Genomic DNA, 14,944 nt, shown 5'->3' on the forward strand with positions numbered 1-14,944 from the left:
ATCAGATATTCCTCCACAGGTTTTTCAGCCGCCAGATCATAAAACATTGATGATCCGTTTCGTGTCCAAACCAGACAGCAAACATCGCCTCTGCCAGAACCCTGGCTTTCTCCAGGATCACCACCAGAATCACCAGAAGTGGTTCACGTACTCCTGGTTTGGAATTGGCCTTGCGAAAAAAAAGGGCCGGTCACAACCCGGCCCTCATGTCATTCATGCCCGCCCGGCACTCCAGATACACACAGTCACCCCGAATCAGACATGATAGTCCGGTTCGGAGGTGGCGATGATGGGTCGGCGAGGTCGAGCCAGATTCAAAAGAGTGGTCAAGGTTTGAATTCTTCCCCGCAACCTTTCCGTATCTTCCATGGGACAGGAAACGGCAATATCATCCTGACAATGCCGCAACTCCTCTTTGGCCCATTGACTGACTGTTTGCCAGGTTTCACTGCCTGGATCGATCATGGTGTTCTCCTGGTATGGGTATGACTGTTCAAAACTTGCACGGTTGGATATGACCGGGTGATCTTGCACCCGGCAAAATCAATATCCAGCCACAGTGTCGGCTGGCATGACCGAGGCCACCATGCGCCGGGAATGGTTTTGTATTTTGGCCAGCTTGAGACCACTCAACACCAGGTAGCGCGTGGCATCCAGCAGATGGTCATGCTCCTTGACGATACGGCCCTGCTCATCCCGCCGGTAGAGGCGATACTCCGATAACCAGTTTTGCATGGTTTTGAAAATGCGCAGGCGCTGGCTGGAGAGGCGTTCCCAAACCGCATGAATGCCCGCCTCCACGGCATTGTCCGCCGGTTCCAGATGCAACCCCAGATCCCGATAGGCTTGCAGCAGGGATTCTCCATCCTTCTGGCTGCGCCCGCGTGCGGCAGGATCGATCACACCCGGAATCCAATCCCCCCGGGCACGCACGGCAGCGGCATGCACCGACGGTTCAGCCTGACCTCGATAATGCTCGGAGTAGAGATAGACCACATCGGCCTCCCGGTCCCAGGCCCCCCAAACCGCCGCAGTCCGTTGCCAACCCACATCCAGGGCATAAACTTTGGGCCACCATTGGGGAATTTCCATGGGATCCACGACGATTTCATCCTCCGGAACCGGATAGATGGCCCCACTGCCCAGGGAAGGAACTCCCTTGGAGCGGGCCGCCCTTTGATGCGGCGGAATGGAAGCGAGCAGCTCCTGTTTGTCTTTTTCGGACAGGTGGGGTGCATCGTTCCAATCCGCCATGATGACGAATGGTTTCATGTTTCCGGCTTCCTTCCATACGATTTCATGTTTCCGGCAACCGCCCATGGGGCAGGAAATGTCGCACCACCTCCGACATGCCTGACAGGGGCGTAAAGGTACAGATCATCAGACCATTGGTCGTCATGGTGCGGATCAGGCATTCGGCATAGATCGACAGGGGAGGTTCCTCGTCCAGCCAGACCACATCCTGCTCGGTCCCCTGAAATGATTTCCGTTTCTGATCATAGCTTTTCAGGACCAGACGACTTTCACCCCCCTGGCGATGGTGGACAGTGATGGTTTCCACGGCATCCGGAACACTGCCGGAACGATTTTTGATATCGGCGATGCAGGTGGCTGGAATCAGGCCGGTCCCGACATCGCTGGGTGGTCCAAGCAGTTTCATTTGAATGATATCCCGGACCGTCTGGGTGGTATCCCCGGCGGCCCAGGCCCGGATCGGACCGGTAAAGCGTCGTCCCGGCCACCATTCCGGATAGAGACCCGTCAAATGCAACGTGACTTCATAACCGCCCACTCCTTCTGTCTTGCCGATACGGTTGGCTGCCAGCATCAACCGTTCCCGATTGGTTTTTCCTCCGGAAAAAAAAGCCATGTGTTTTGGATACTTGTCCCGTGCCAAGGGGCCGGAATCGGGATAAAAACTCTCCAACCGGCGTGTGCGACGGCGACGCTCTTTTTCCTTAAGGATCAGGGTCACCAGATGTTTCTTTGATAAACCGCTCGATATGGTCATCCAACTCCTCGTCTGTCATCTCCTGCAAGCGTTTCATGATTGAATCCTCATTGTCGGCCCCGGCCTCCATCTGCAAATGGCGACCAATGAGTTCGAGCGCCTTGTTGGCCCCGGAAACATCCATCTTGAATTCTCCTGTTGGATTGCCTGACCGATCCTTGACCGGCTCTTCCTGGAGGCACCTTTCCACGACGGTCTGGAGTTTATCCAGCCACCATTGCCGGTCGATCCGGCTTTTGCGCGACGTGCGTTTCTTGCGCACACCTGGCGTTGACTTTGTTGTATCATCCTGCATGGTTGAGCCCATTTTCATCTTCCCTGTGCATCCACAATGATTCGTGCATCGACCCTGATTCATCCGGGAACAAAACCATGGTTGTCAGCGCCGGATCATCCCTGCGGGCATGATCCGGCGTTGGTGCCGTTCTGGAATCCATCCTGCCCGGCTAGCCACCACCTGTCAGTTTGTTCCGAAAAAACTCCCCCAGGACAGTGACGAGCATGGCGACCCCGCCGCCGCTCAGCATGCCAAACACTGCTGAACGACTTTCCACTTCCCGCAGGCGACGATCAAGACCGCCAATCCAATCGGTGATTTCTCCCTGCCGGTTCTGGATGGCCGTCAGGGTACCCTTGATCTCGCCGAGTTGCATGGCAACCTCGTTCAAGACTCCCTGGTTTTCACAACAATGCTCTCCCATGCGCTCACCCCTTTGTCAAAATGCCGACCAGACCAGCCAGACCCGTTCCGGCAGCGATGATCTCTGTCACCAGCTCCGGGCGCATGTCGATTCCCAGTGCTGTCGCCAGCATGACCATGCCACGCCAGGTGGATGGCTCCCGCATCCTGTCAACAATGTAGTTCATGTCAGCACCACCCAGCCAATAAGGTGCCCCACACCAGCCACGACCAGAGGCACCATGCTCATCACCACCAACAACCCGGTTATCAACAGAAGATAACCTCCCCAGCGGATCACTCCCTTGATCCAATCATTCATCATGAAACTCCTTCCCTGTTTCCATCATGCGCGCCAGATGGCGCGCCCGTTCTCCAACCTGTTTGGCCCACCGTGAATCAAGCATCTCCCGGGAAGCCAGCGCAAAATCTTGATTGTTGATGGCGGTCATGAGCCGCTGAAACATGCGAAACCGGCTGATCCCCAGGTTGAAACACATGTCCATCAGGGCACAACGCCGGACATCGTTCAAATCGTTGAACACCGGCAGAAGGCGTTGCAGCTCCCCTTCCACCCGATCCAAATCGTTGTGCAACAACAGCATGGCTTCGGTTTCGGTGATGCCCACATCTTCCAGATTGCGTCCCACCCCGATGGTGACCCGACCCGCCGGGCAGAGATAGGGACGCAGGGCAATGCCTTCGTGTCTGATCATTTGTCTGGTCAACGCTTCACGATCCATTTGTTCATCCTCCCCAAAAAAAAAGCCCGCACCGGTTGCCCGGAGCAGGCCTGAATCAACCCGCCCAAAGGCGGGTCACCAAAAACACAAAAACCCTTCGCAAAAAGTGCCGAAGGGTTCGCTCATCTGGACGAAGAGCAAACTCGCCCAATGTGGGTGCAAGTTCTACCCTGTTTTGAGCCCCCCCTCAAGAAAAAAAAGATTGATCGGTGATTTTTTTTCAGTGTGGAGCCAATTCTGTCCCCAGGCCTTGATCATCATTTTGTCCATCGACATGGGCTTTTCAAAACGGGGTCCAGGGGGTTGTCTCCCTGGCAGGTCCAGGACAGAGTTCTACACTCCTCCTTTTGCAACAATCAATATCCAAAACAGGATATGGACGAACATAAAAATTATGGATCCAACCAGAATACTTTCAGGTATTGCCTTTGAAATCAGAATTTTTGATATAATCTTGACTGACAATACAAATAACAAATAAAATAAACCAAATAATCTTAATAGTGTTTCCTGTATTGTGATTGCAAGAAAATTATCAAAAGCACCAATGGCAAGTAAAGAATAAAGAAGCCATGGCAAGGTTACCCCCAATCCTGTTCCAAAATCACTTATTGTCATCTTGCGCTCCGCTTTTATATACCTGCCGTCCATAAAAAAAATGGACGGCAGGTATTTTATCAGTTCTTAACAAACATTACCTCTTTTGTGGCCAAGTTGCCAAAAAATGCTGAAAAGAGGTTTTGAAGTACGGCTCGTCTGTGCCAAGTGGTCCTCCTTTGTCAAGAAATACATGTTTCAAGGGATCGGAGTAGGCAGAGTATTGATCCGCAGTTCCTTTGCACCCCGAATAGGGATGTGATTAATAAAAGATAGCATCCCTTCTTTCTCTTGTCATCCCGATCATGATCATTTGATATTCGGCTTTTCACTCCTTTCCTGGTTTTGCAGGGGACCAAAAAAAAGCCCGCACCGGTTGCCCGGAGCAGGCCTGAATCAACCCGCCCAAAGGCGGGTCACCAAAAACACAAAAACCCTTCGCAAAAAGTGCCGAAGGGTTCGCTTATCTGGACGAAGAGCAAATTCGCCCAATGTGGGTGCAAGTTTTACCCTGTTTTGAGCCCCCCCTCAAGAAAAAAAATGCATGCTTGTGCATTTTTTTTTTGTTGGTACCTTATTTTTGGCAGCGACTGGCAATTTTTTTGAGGGCCGCATCAACCCGACCGGCTTCTTTCTGAAGTTGATCGGCCAGGAGTTGGGCACCTTCGAGGGAATTACGGCGTGTCAAAGTATCCAATTCGGTTGCCAGATGGCTGAACCGCAAGGCACCAAGCTGACGACTGGGACTTTTCAAGGGGTGCGTGGCCCAATGCACTGCCTGGGTATCCCCCTCGGCCATGGCCTTGGCGATGGCCTGCACACGTTCCGGCAGGGTTTCCAAAAACAGATGAACCACTTCGCCCACCACATCGGACCCCAATTCACTGCATAAAAGCTGAAATGTGCGCGGATCGATGATTTGGTCAGCATCGGCATCGAGAGATACATTATTTTGGGGAATCGGGTCCCTGGTTTGCGGGTCGGCATTCCAACCCGGCAACCAGCGATCCAGGAGTTGCAATAAATCCTGCCGACAAACCGGTTTGGCCAGATAGTCATCCATGCCGGCCTTCTGGCATTGTTCGGCATCGCCCAGCAGCGCAAAGGCCGTTACCGCGATGATCGGGGTGTGTTTTCCCCGGGCTGCTTCACGCTGGCGCAACTCCTGTGAGGCGGTAAAACCATCCATGACCGGCATCTGACAATCCATGAGAACGAGATCGAAATCGGTCACGGCCAGATGGTCCAAGGCCTCCTGGCCATTTTTGGCCACCTCGGGAAAAATGCCCAGGCCCTGGAGCAACGCCTCCAGCATTCTCCGGTTCAGGGGATCATCCTCGACCAGAAGAAGACGAACCTTGCCGGAAACCAACTGAGGAACTTGCCGGGAGTTGCCGGAATCTGCGAGGGAATCCTGGGTGATTCCCGGCATTTCACCACTCTGCCAGGAAAAAGCAGGGTCCTCAGCCGATGAGCCGGTCTGGGGGGGAGCAGGAATATTGGGCTGCCGATTGACATACAAGGCTTCGCGTTCACTCTGCAAACGCTGCAATTGTATCAGATAGCCGCGCACCCAACCCAGAAACCAGAGAGTCATGCCAGTCAACAGAATCCACGCCCCAAGATGAAACAAAATGACATTCTTGGTTTGCTCCTGCACACCCTCCAAAATTGTCCCGGCCGGGAAAACCAGACTGATCCCACCACGCAAATCACCGATTTTATAGCCTTGTTGGGCATGACATTTCAGGCACTCTGCGTGGGTGTATAACGGGGCCATGAAACGGTAAAAATCCTTGCCATCCTCCCGCACAAGTTCCAGATACTCTGCATCTCCTTGCTTGAAACCCTGCAATGCCCTGGATTCCCACTCCAGGGCCACGTTCTCGGGTCGGATGGGATTCAGGCTCGTGATGTGCAGGACCATGGACCCTTTTTCCAGGGCAATTTCCGCCAACTGCCGAGTCATATAGGCCGGATTGATCAGGGTCAGGTGTTTTCCGGAAAAGGCCACCTCATCGCGGTTCGCCGTATCCAGATAGGGATTGGGCGGCGTCTTTTCGGTCACCGGCACATAAACGCCACCATGCCGGGCGTTCCACATGCGGGCCGTCTCCAAAATCCGGAAAGAATACCAGCCCCTTTCCCGGGCCAGGGCCAGTGCCTGTCGGTTCAAGCTGATGGCGTTCCAAAGGATGGAAAGGCCCGCCACCAGGGACCAGATCAGCACCGGCCACACCCAAAATTTCCTGGCAAACAGCATCTGGTTCAATTTGGATGGCGCATGCCCCATCTTTTCGATCTCTTTGCCGTCAAAGACAAAATTATCGTCGGCCAAAACCCGGATCAAGGGTCAGACGCCCCTGATCCGGGTCACTCCTGCTCAAAAATTCTCGAATTCGTCATCACCGCCTTTGTCAGGTCCCATATCCAGGTGGACCGGGGATTTTGCTGGTTGCACCCCACCTTTGGATTTGGCTTTGCCCTTGGTATTCGCACCGGTCCGGGACGGCGGCGGCAAAAGGGCACGGGGCTTGGCCGTGGTCTCGGCAGCCGGTCGGGATGAACTCCGGGTGGTTGTGGTCTTGGCGGTGGCTGCCCTGCCAGAACCCTGCTGACCAAAGTGGAAAAAGCTGATGGCCTCCTGCAAGGACTCCGAAAGCGAAGAAAGTTCATGGGCCGTCGAGGCAATTTCCGACGAAGCACTCGCATTTTGCTGGATCACCTGATCCAATTGTTGGATGGCACTGTTGATCTGCTCGGCTCCCTGGGATTGCTCCGTGGAAGCGGTCGTGATCTCCTGGACCAGCTCCGCAGTCCTCTTGATGTCAGGAACCAGTTTTTCCAAAAGAAGACCCGCTTTTTCAGCCACACTGACACTCGAAGCCGAGAGCTGTCCAATTTCCCCGGCGGCGGCCTGGCTGCGTTCTGCCAGTTTGCGCACCTCGGCTGCCACGACGGCAAACCCTTTGCCATGCTCACCCGCACGCGCCGCCTCGATGGCCGCATTCAAGGCCAGCAAATTGGTTTGCCGGGCAATCTCCTCGATGATGGAGATTTTTTCCGCGATTTGTTTCATGGCCTTCACGGACTCCTGAACGGCCCTGCCCCCTTCTTCGGCATCCATGGCGGCTTTTTTGGATATTTTTTCCGTCTGTTGGGAATTTTCGGTATTTTGTTGAATGTTGGAGGTCATCTCTTCCATGGCCGCCGAGGTCTCCTCGATGGATGCCGCCTGGCGGGTTGCCCCTTCGGACACCTCCTGGGAAGTGGAGTTTACACTGTGACTGCTGCTCAGGACTTCCGTGGTGGTATTTTGCACCTGACCAACGATATCGCGCAGGCGGGCCACCATGTTTCCTGTTGCCGTTACGGTCCGGCCAATGTCATCCGTGCTGGTTGACTTGGGAACCTCCACCGACAAATCCCCCTGGGAAACCCGACTCAACAGGCTTTCGATGATCCGGACCGGATCGATGGCCAACCGTTTGATCAGGGTAAACACCACGGCACTGATCAGCAGCATGGAAACCAGGGCGAGTCCCACAATCTGAGTCAACGCATCCCGAACCGAACTTTGCATGGGAGCCAGTTCGGCGATGATTTCAAAGGCACCGCGTTGTTCGCCAACGCGCCAGCCTTCCATCTTGATGCCCAGCGGGTCATTCCCCTTGCCTTCCGGATAATCGGCTTCGACACCATGACACAACATGCACTCTTTCTTCATGGTGACCGGTCGCATGTACCTGAGGGCATTGATCTCCGGATCTTCCATCCAAAGCTCTTGCAGATCCCCCTTGGCCATTTTTTCGATCATGGTCCGTTCAATGGGTTTGGCTTCGTTGTCCGGGTTGCGTGCGCCAATGCGGGTGACCCGGAATTGATGGTGGGCTGTTTTGGCTTTCTCCTGGCCGATGGTCCACCCGGCCACGATGGGAATGGTTTGATAAAAACGGGTTTTACGGGCGGCCTGGATGATATCCTTCTGGTCCCGGGCACCACTTTTCCGGATTTCATCCTGGGCCTCTTTCAGGAGACTGGGGTCATAAACCTTGTCGGCACCCATTTTGGCAATATAGTTGCGGGCACTCTCCGCCTGGACCGTGATGCTGCGGGCCTGCTGAATCAGTGCTTCCACGGCATCTTCTTCGATTCGGTTCTTGACCAGTACAATCACCAGGACAAAGCCAAGCGTAATGATCAATAAAGCCGATGCAATTATTTTAGTTCCGAAATTCATGTTCTTGATAAAGTCCATATTGACTCCTCCTGATTATTTCTGCATTCAACCTGCAAGTATTGCCTGACGTGACAGGAGACAACCCTGTAACAACTATTGATTCCGTCGCGGTACGTAGTAGTGGGCACTCTGCCCAAAGAAGACCTCGGCGGCTTCCATCATGGTTTCCGAGAGGGTGGGATGGGGATGGATCACTTCGGCCAGATCCTGGACCACGGCCCCCATTTCAATGGCCAACACCCCTTCGGCAATCAATTCACCGGCACCCCGTCCGACGATGCCAACCCCCAGAATGCGTTCATTTTCCGGATTGACGATCAATTTGGTGAACCCGTCTGGTTGTTCCAGGGTTTGGGCGCGACCTGACGCCCCCCAGGGAAAGCGAACGGCCTTGAACGGAATTTTTTGTTCCACGGCGGCTGTTTCGGTCAGTCCCGCCCAGGCCAGCTCGGGATCCGTGTAGCAGACGGCGGGAATGGCATTGGGTTCGAAGCAGGTTTTCTTGCCGGCGATGGCTTCGACAGCCACCCGCGCCTCATGGGAAGCCTTGTGAGCCAGCATAGGCCCACCCACCAGATCGCCAATGGCAAATATCTTCGGATCACGAGTCCGGCGCTGGCCATCGACCTGAACCAGGCCTCGCTTGACTTCCACGCTGGTTTTGTCCAATCCCAAATCTTCGGAATTGGGTCGGCGGCCAATGGCCATCAGAACGCGATGATACTTTTCTTCGCGTTTATTGCCCTGGGCGTCTTCCAGCGTCGTGTGAACCATGCCATCCACGTCGGCCAGGGCCGTGACCCGGGTTTGCAACAAAATTTCGTGACACTGGGGCTGGAACCGTTTGACCACGATCCGGACCAGGTCCCGGTCGGCTCCGGGCAGCAAGCCGGGGGTCATTTCCACCACACTGACCCGGCTTCCCAATGCCGCATAGACACTGCCCAGTTCCAGGCCGATGACGCCACCCCCAATGATCAGCAGGGTTGGCGGAATTTCATCCACGGCCAGGGCGGCGGTGGAGTCCATCACCCGGGGCGAGTCGATCTGCAAACCCGGAATCCAGGCCGGACGTGACCCTGTGGCCAGAATGCAATGGTCAAAGGGAATCTGCACCCGATCCCCGTTCACGCATAGCACGACAAGGTTATCCGGTGCCGCAAACCGGGCATGGCCCTGGATGAAATTGATCTCCCGGCGTCGGCACAGATTACCCAAAGCTCCGGTCAGGCGGGTCACCACGCTGTTTTTCCAGTCGCGCAGACGATGCAGATCAATTTCCGGCGGGGCAAAGCGCACCCCCATGACTTCGGCATGGCGCGCTTCCCAAAGCACCTGCGTCACATGCAGCAACGCCTTGCTGGGAATACACCCCCGGTAGAGGCAAACCCCTCCGGGATTGGGTTCCGTATCGATCAGGGTCGTGGCAAACCCCATATCCGCAGCCCGAAAGGCCGCCGCGTAACCTCCTGGTCCGCCACCGACCACCACCACCTTATCCGGATTTTTCATGCGCGTTCCTCAAAGCAACACATTGGCATTTTTATTCTTTCAACGCATCCTGGATTTCCAGAAACTCATCGAGGTGGTCAAGGAACAAATCGACAAGCCTGGGATCGAAATGGCGTCCGCGTTCCTGATGGAACAATTCAATGATTTTTTCCAGTGGCCAGGCTTTTTTGTAGCATCGCTCATGAAACAGCGCATCAAAGACATCGATCACGCTGGTAATACGGGCAAAAACATGGATGTCGTCGCCCTTCAACCCATCGGGATATCCCGTACCATCCCATTTTTCATGGTGTTGACAGGCGATGATGGCACCGGTCCTCAGGATGGGCCGGTCGGAGCTTTTCAGTATCTGCCGACCTATCCGGGTATGACTCTGCATCACCTGCCACTCTGTCTGATCCAGTTTGCCCGGTTTGTTCAGGATATGATCGGGAATGCCGATTTTTCCCAGATCGTGCATGGGCGATGACAACCAGAGAAGCTCGACATCCTCTTCACTCAATCCCAGCAACATGCCCAGCAGCCTGGAGCTTTCCGCAACCCGGCGCACATGGTTGCCCGCCTCGTTGGAACGAACTTCGATCACCTCGCCCAGGGTAAAGGTGACATCCTTTTGCGTATTGACAATTTCCCTGTTCAAACCAAGATTTTCGAACGCGAAGGCAATATTTGCGGAAAAAGTGCGCAACAAATCCCGATCCAGGTCTTCCAGAGGACGATTTGCCTGAATATAAATCAAATTTTCAAGATTGCCGCGACTGACATACCGGGTCAGAAAACCAAAACGGCTGAAGATGCCTTCGCGGGGATCTTTGATGTTCTCCACCTGGCCAACCAGCTCACCGGGCAATATGTCACCGATGGCTTTTCCAACATGCGGTTCAAAGGAACCACAAGCAGCATAGACGACATGACCGACATATTCCCGTATCGCGAAGAAACCGGCCACCGCATGGTCTGAATTTTCATCCAGGCTCAACAGGGATGTCGCTTGCCGTAATATGCTTCTGGCCAGCTTGCCCAGGGAACGGGCTTCGAAGAGATCGCCTGTCCCATTGACGATACTGGCCAAACCCCGGCGGGTATTGTCGATGGTTCGCAAGTCACGATAAGAACGCAAGGCCGCCGTGATCGAGGTGATCAGGCGTTGGGTGGTCAACCGGACCTTGTCCTTGTAGTCATTGATATCGTACTCTTGGATCACTTTTTGCTCGGGAGCCTGACCGGGTTGGCCGGTCCGCAAAATGATGCGCACAAAACGATTTGACAAAACGTCCCGAATGTAGCGCACGGCGCTGAGACCGGCCTCATCTGTCTCCATCACCACATCCATGAGGATGACTGCCGTATCGGGGTGTTGTTGCATCAATCGCTGGGCTTCCACCGCCGAATAGCCGCTGATAAGCTCCGCTTTTCTGTTATCGAAGGTGAAATCGCGCAGCACGAGACGGGTCAGGGAGTGGATCTCCTCGTCATCGTCCACGATCAGGATTTTCCATGGCTGCCGGGTGGGGTCGGCACTGACCGGCACTGGTTGGTCTGCCCCGCCGCGCAGCTCATCTGCAAAAAACAAATCGGAGGTCAGCATGTCAGGTTTGCTTTCCTTGTGGCATCTTTTTTGGAGCTTTACCCCTCACCCTCATCTCCACACGTCGGGTACCCTTATATGACATATACCCTTCATTTCCTCCAGAGATTTCGTCCCCTTTGATAAAATCTTTTCCGTTTTTGGCCAGTGTGTGATTTATTTACCCGGGTGGAGAAAAAAATGCTACCCTCCCACCCGTGACAGGAATGGAAGCGTAACGAATGGATACGACTCCGTAGGGAGCGTAACAAATGGATACGACTCCGTGGAAATCATGTGAAACAAATCTGGTTGGCATGCACTCCCGTGGATTTTATACCTCTGATGACAAATTCACAAGAATCTGAACTAAATGAAATTGCTGATCAACTCGTGACCATCCGCCATGGTGCGCAACGCGACGATCTGAGACTGCAAAGGCATAAACGCCGGGCTGAAGCCTTGCTGTCCGATTATCCGGCCAAGGCCCACAATATTCTGGGCACCATTGCAACCATCCGCCGGGATGAAGCAACCATGCGCAACCATTTTCGGTTGGCCCGGTTGAATGATCCCTGGGATCCGGCGGTCCGCGTCAACCTGGTCGCATCGTTGCAGGATTTTGGCTGTCTCTCGGAAGCCGCCGAAGTGGCCATCAGAAATTGCGAAGATCTACCCCGCAATCCGGAATTGCTTTGCCAGGTGGTGGAAGCCTGTGTGTTTGCCGGTCGCCTGCAATTCGCCGCCCAGCGTTTGGCTGTCTTGGAAAAATTCAATCTTCTGGATGCCGTGGCAGGCATGGAAAGTCTGCTCCATTGCAGCCGCTTTCTGGAGGAACGCGGCGTTACGGACATGGCCGTTGAATCCCTGCAAAAACAGGCAACCGCCAACCTGCGCAAATTGGGTACGCCGGTTCCCCAGGTACGGATTGCCCTGGACGGCAACCGTCATTCCGATTTGCCAATCAATCGCTGGGTATCCTTTTCCCTGGTCGTGCCACTCTCCACCGACGAAACGGATGCCCTGCAAAAAAAGCTGCACAAACATTTGCAGCAATCCCAACCTTCCAGAGAAACTTCCCGCTGGGTCAGGGTCGGCTATATGACCCGTGAACAGGCGGTCGAATAAACAATGAAATTTTTTACATCCCGCGAACAGGCGGTTGAATGGGCAAAAAATATACTTTGCACGAGCGGCATGTCTATTACCTGTTATGTCTGATCCTGCTGTGGGGCTGGGCAATCCGCTCTGCGGATGTGCCCAACTGGTTGTCAAACCCGGAGCGTATGCTGTTCCAGGGAAAACCCCTTCTGGCCAGCGTCGATGGCTATTATTTTCTGGACCTGTCCCGGAATACAACTTTTGCACCTGAACCAGCCCATCCCCGGCAGGAAGATCTGTCGTCTTCTCTCCCTGCCCATGTGGACCCGGCCCCGCCCCGTTTGCCACTCCCGGCACACATGATTCGTTCCCTGGTCCGTGTCTGGGACATGGATCCTTTGTGGATCGCGGCCTGGAGCGGACCTGTCCTGGCTCCCCTGCTCGCCATTCCCCTGTTTTTCCTGGGAAGATACTGGGGTGGACGCAGCAGTGGTCTGGCGGCAGCCTTGTTGGGTGTCACGGCTCCCCTGTTCGTGCAACGAACTGCCTTTGGTTATTTCGATACGGACATGCTCATTCCAACCCTGTTTCTGGTCATGAGCCTGGGATTTTTGCATTTTGCGCGTGGTCAACCGGGCCGCATGTTCCCCCCGCTGCTCCTGGCTTTGGGCGGATATGGAGTGTTGCTGTGGTGGTGGGATCGGGCACCGGCACAAATACTGGGGATGCAGCTCTCCCTGATCATGATGAGTTGGCTGGTCAGGCGATTTTCCCGGAACCGGGCTGCTCCACCCCTGCCGGCTTACCTCCTGCCAGGATACACCCTGCTGACGTTGGGCACATTCTACCTGGCCCGGGGTGAACTTCCCTCCCTGGATCTGGTGGCCACCCTGAAGAACGGGTTGGAATTTTTTCTGGGTGCGGAAACTTCCTCTCTTCCCCCCACGGCCAGAATCATTGAAGAGTTTCATGCCCTTCCCTGGCAACAAACCGCCCTGGCAGCAACCGGACACCCCTTGACGGTTGTTTTGGGTTGCATCGGTCTCCTCCTGCTGACAGGGCGCGGCAAATGGGAGATGGTATTATTGCTTCCCGTGTCCATTCTGGGGGTATGGGGCCTGCTTGGAGCCATGCGCCTGCTCATTTTTACCGGTCCCCTGCTGGCACTCGGCATCGGTCATCTGACCGGCCTGGCCTGGAAACAGGCCCACCGCTGGCATCCCGGGGCAGGCCGGATCCTTGTCTTGTTGGGAGTATTGGCTGCACTTTGGCCTGCGCTGCGCAACAGTCTGCCCCACCGAACTACCCTGGATTTTTCGCCGCCAACCGTGGCCGGCATGGCTGAGTTCAGCCGGATTTTGCCCCCCCAGGCCTGGATTTGGTCTCTCTGGGACGCCGGCCATCCATTGCGATATTGGTCGCAACGCGCCGTCGTTTTTGACGGGCATGTCGATGTCCCGGAAGCCGGGGAGAGATTGGTGTACAATACCCTCCCTTTTGCCACACCGGATGCCGTTTTTTCGGCCCGTTTCATGCTGGATTATACGGCCCGGGGTCTGCCCGGCATGCGTCAGCGCCAACAACGCGCTCATGGAGACTGGGACCAGGCCATCCACCAATTGCGGGAAGCACCACCCCCGAATGCAAGAACCCCGTCTGCGCTGACCACAGTCCCCCCCCCGGTCTACGTGTTTCTGTTTCGTGACATGCTCGACAAAAGCCCCTGGTGGTACCCCTTTGCCACCTGGAGCTTTACCCAACGCCGAGGCATCAAGCCTTTCATTGTGCGGTTGACCGGCATGACCCGTCTGGGTGACATGGTTTATTTTGCCTCGGCAACCCCGGCCCGGGCATTACCGAAAGGCCCTTGGCAAGCCGATCTCAACAAGGGGGTGTTTCTGGCCGGTGATCAAACATCCCCCCTGATGCGGCTGGGAGTCTTCGATGCATCCCAAAACCCCCAACGGGTCGAGTTTTCCAATCACGACGGTTTGACCCTGCTCCTGGATTCCACCACTGCGACAGGCTATCTCCTGGACAGAAACCTCGCCGACTCGCTGTTCATTCGCCTGTGGTTTTTCCAGGATCCACCTGCCGGAACCTTCCGTCCCGTGCGGATTTCCGGACTGGATCATCAGCTCTGGGAGGTCGTTTCATCATCTGCAAACAATCCATGAACCCTTCACCGATCTGCCTTGCACAGGATTCAGGCAGTGAGATAACCGATCCTGTACCAGATAGCTGGTTGGATCATTCCGACTGATTTTGATGGACGGAATGGACAAAATCCTGGACAATTGTCCCGATACCATGTTGCATCGCAACAAATTTCAGGTTGAAATGCAGACATCTTCCAAGTGTTATTCCTCGAAACAAGACTGGATAAACGAGTCACCGCCCATGCAAAAAGGATTATTGCGGGAAACCGATAAAGTGACCAAAACCGATGCCGAATGGCAGCAAATCCTGACCCCGGAGCCATACCAGATTCTCC

At 54.8% G+C, this 14,944-nt stretch carries 15 protein-coding genes; 2 read left to right on the forward strand and 13 right to left on the reverse strand.

The window, feature by feature from the left end; translation table 11 throughout:
- Window positions 1-255: 255 nt before the first annotated feature.
- The 13 genes from HQL65_07855 to HQL65_07915 form a co-directional block, all read right to left on the reverse strand.
- Window positions 256-465: a hypothetical protein gene (locus HQL65_07855; protein ID MBF0136139.1), complete on the reverse strand. Its 210-nt coding sequence runs from the start codon at window positions 463-465 to the stop codon at window positions 256-258.
- 78 nt (window positions 466-543) lie between these two features.
- Window positions 544-1,254, reverse strand: a complete 711-nt coding sequence (locus HQL65_07860) for a hypothetical protein (GenBank protein ID MBF0136140.1) — start codon at window positions 1,252-1,254, stop codon at window positions 544-546.
- Window positions 1,255-1,297: 43 nt separating this feature from the next.
- Entirely contained in the window at window positions 1,298-2,011 is a 714-nt protein-coding gene (locus tag HQL65_07865) for a hypothetical protein (protein MBF0136141.1), read from the reverse strand.
- Window positions 1,959-2,324, reverse strand: coding sequence for a hypothetical protein (locus HQL65_07870; protein MBF0136142.1), 366 nt, complete (start codon window positions 2,322-2,324; stop codon window positions 1,959-1,961). Before HQL65_07870 ends, HQL65_07865 begins: the two co-directional genes overlap by 53 nt.
- 133 nt (window positions 2,325-2,457) lie before the next feature.
- The gene (locus tag HQL65_07875; protein ID MBF0136143.1) at window positions 2,458-2,712 is read right to left on the reverse strand and encodes a hypothetical protein; all 255 of its coding nucleotides are present in this window, start codon (window positions 2,710-2,712) and stop codon (window positions 2,458-2,460) included.
- Between the two features lie 4 nt (window positions 2,713-2,716).
- The gene (locus HQL65_07880; GenBank protein ID MBF0136144.1) at window positions 2,717-2,878 is read right to left on the reverse strand and encodes a hypothetical protein; all 162 of its coding nucleotides are present in this window, start codon (window positions 2,876-2,878) and stop codon (window positions 2,717-2,719) included.
- Entirely contained in the window at window positions 2,875-3,015 is a 141-nt protein-coding gene (locus HQL65_07885; GenBank protein ID MBF0136145.1) for a hypothetical protein, read from the reverse strand. Before HQL65_07885 ends, HQL65_07880 begins: the two co-directional genes overlap by 4 nt.
- A complete protein-coding gene (locus HQL65_07890) occupies window positions 3,005-3,433 on the reverse strand; it encodes a lysozyme (protein ID MBF0136146.1) in 429 nt (142 codons plus the stop codon). Before HQL65_07890 ends, HQL65_07885 begins: the two co-directional genes overlap by 11 nt.
- 333 nt (window positions 3,434-3,766) lie before the next feature.
- Window positions 3,767-4,051, reverse strand: a complete 285-nt coding sequence (locus tag HQL65_07895; protein ID MBF0136147.1) for a hypothetical protein — start codon at window positions 4,049-4,051, stop codon at window positions 3,767-3,769.
- 553 nt (window positions 4,052-4,604) lie between these two features.
- Window positions 4,605-6,380: a response regulator gene (locus HQL65_07900; GenBank protein MBF0136148.1), complete on the reverse strand. Its 1,776-nt coding sequence runs from the start codon at window positions 6,378-6,380 to the stop codon at window positions 4,605-4,607.
- 33 nt (window positions 6,381-6,413) lie between these two features.
- Window positions 6,414-7,742, reverse strand: coding sequence for a methyl-accepting chemotaxis protein (locus tag HQL65_07905; protein MBF0136149.1), 1,329 nt, complete (start codon window positions 7,740-7,742; stop codon window positions 6,414-6,416).
- A gap of 621 nt (window positions 7,743-8,363) precedes the next feature.
- Entirely contained in the window at window positions 8,364-9,782 is a 1,419-nt protein-coding gene (gene lpdA / locus HQL65_07910; protein MBF0136150.1) for a dihydrolipoyl dehydrogenase, read from the reverse strand.
- A gap of 31 nt (window positions 9,783-9,813) precedes the next feature.
- Window positions 9,814-11,370 (reverse strand): DUF3369 domain-containing protein, encoded by a 1,557-nt coding sequence (locus HQL65_07915; GenBank protein ID MBF0136151.1) that lies wholly within the window; start codon window positions 11,368-11,370, stop codon window positions 9,814-9,816.
- 324 nt (window positions 11,371-11,694) lie between these two features.
- Between HQL65_07915 and HQL65_07920 the strand changes: the two genes are divergently transcribed.
- On the forward strand, window positions 11,695-12,477 hold the full coding sequence (locus HQL65_07920) for a hypothetical protein (GenBank protein MBF0136152.1): 783 nt from the start codon (window positions 11,695-11,697) through the stop codon (window positions 12,475-12,477).
- A gap of 38 nt (window positions 12,478-12,515) precedes the next feature.
- Entirely contained in the window at window positions 12,516-14,627 is a 2,112-nt protein-coding gene (locus tag HQL65_07925) for a hypothetical protein (protein ID MBF0136153.1), read from the forward strand.
- Window positions 14,628-14,944: the final 317 nt, after the last annotated feature.

It is taken from the genome of Magnetococcales bacterium (assembly GCA_015228935.1).
Taxonomy (GTDB): domain Bacteria; phylum Pseudomonadota; class Magnetococcia; order Magnetococcales; family DC0425bin3; genus HA3dbin3.

Coding starts and splice junctions, on each gene's coding strand:
- HQL65_07895 (MBF0136147.1), bottom strand. CDS start 4,051: ATGACAATAAGTGATTTTGGAACAGGATTGGGGGTAACCTTGCCATGG.
- HQL65_07880 (MBF0136144.1), bottom strand. CDS start 2,878: ATGAACTACATTGTTGACAGGATGCGGGAGCCATCCACCTGGCGTGGC.
- HQL65_07870 (MBF0136142.1), bottom strand. CDS start 2,324: ATGAAAATGGGCTCAACCATGCAGGATGATACAACAAAGTCAACGCCA.
- HQL65_07885 (MBF0136145.1), bottom strand. CDS start 3,015: ATGATGAATGATTGGATCAAGGGAGTGATCCGCTGGGGAGGTTATCTT.
- HQL65_07875 (MBF0136143.1), bottom strand. CDS start 2,712: ATGGGAGAGCATTGTTGTGAAAACCAGGGAGTCTTGAACGAGGTTGCC.
- HQL65_07920 (MBF0136152.1), top strand. CDS start 11,695: ATGACAAATTCACAAGAATCTGAACTAAATGAAATTGCTGATCAACTC.
- HQL65_07925 (MBF0136153.1), top strand. CDS start 12,516: ATGGGCAAAAAATATACTTTGCACGAGCGGCATGTCTATTACCTGTTA.
- HQL65_07905 (MBF0136149.1), bottom strand. CDS start 7,742: ATGTTGTGTCATGGTGTCGAAGCCGATTATCCGGAAGGCAAGGGGAAT.
- HQL65_07915 (MBF0136151.1), bottom strand. CDS start 11,370: ATGCTGACCTCCGATTTGTTTTTTGCAGATGAGCTGCGCGGCGGGGCA.
- HQL65_07855 (MBF0136139.1), bottom strand. CDS start 465: ATGATCGATCCAGGCAGTGAAACCTGGCAAACAGTCAGTCAATGGGCC.
- HQL65_07860 (MBF0136140.1), bottom strand. CDS start 1,254: ATGGCGGATTGGAACGATGCACCCCACCTGTCCGAAAAAGACAAACAG.
- HQL65_07865 (MBF0136141.1), bottom strand. CDS start 2,011: ATGACCATATCGAGCGGTTTATCAAAGAAACATCTGGTGACCCTGATC.
- lpdA (MBF0136150.1), bottom strand. CDS start 9,782: ATGAAAAATCCGGATAAGGTGGTGGTGGTCGGTGGCGGACCAGGAGGT.
- HQL65_07890 (MBF0136146.1), bottom strand. CDS start 3,433: ATGGATCGTGAAGCGTTGACCAGACAAATGATCAGACACGAAGGCATT.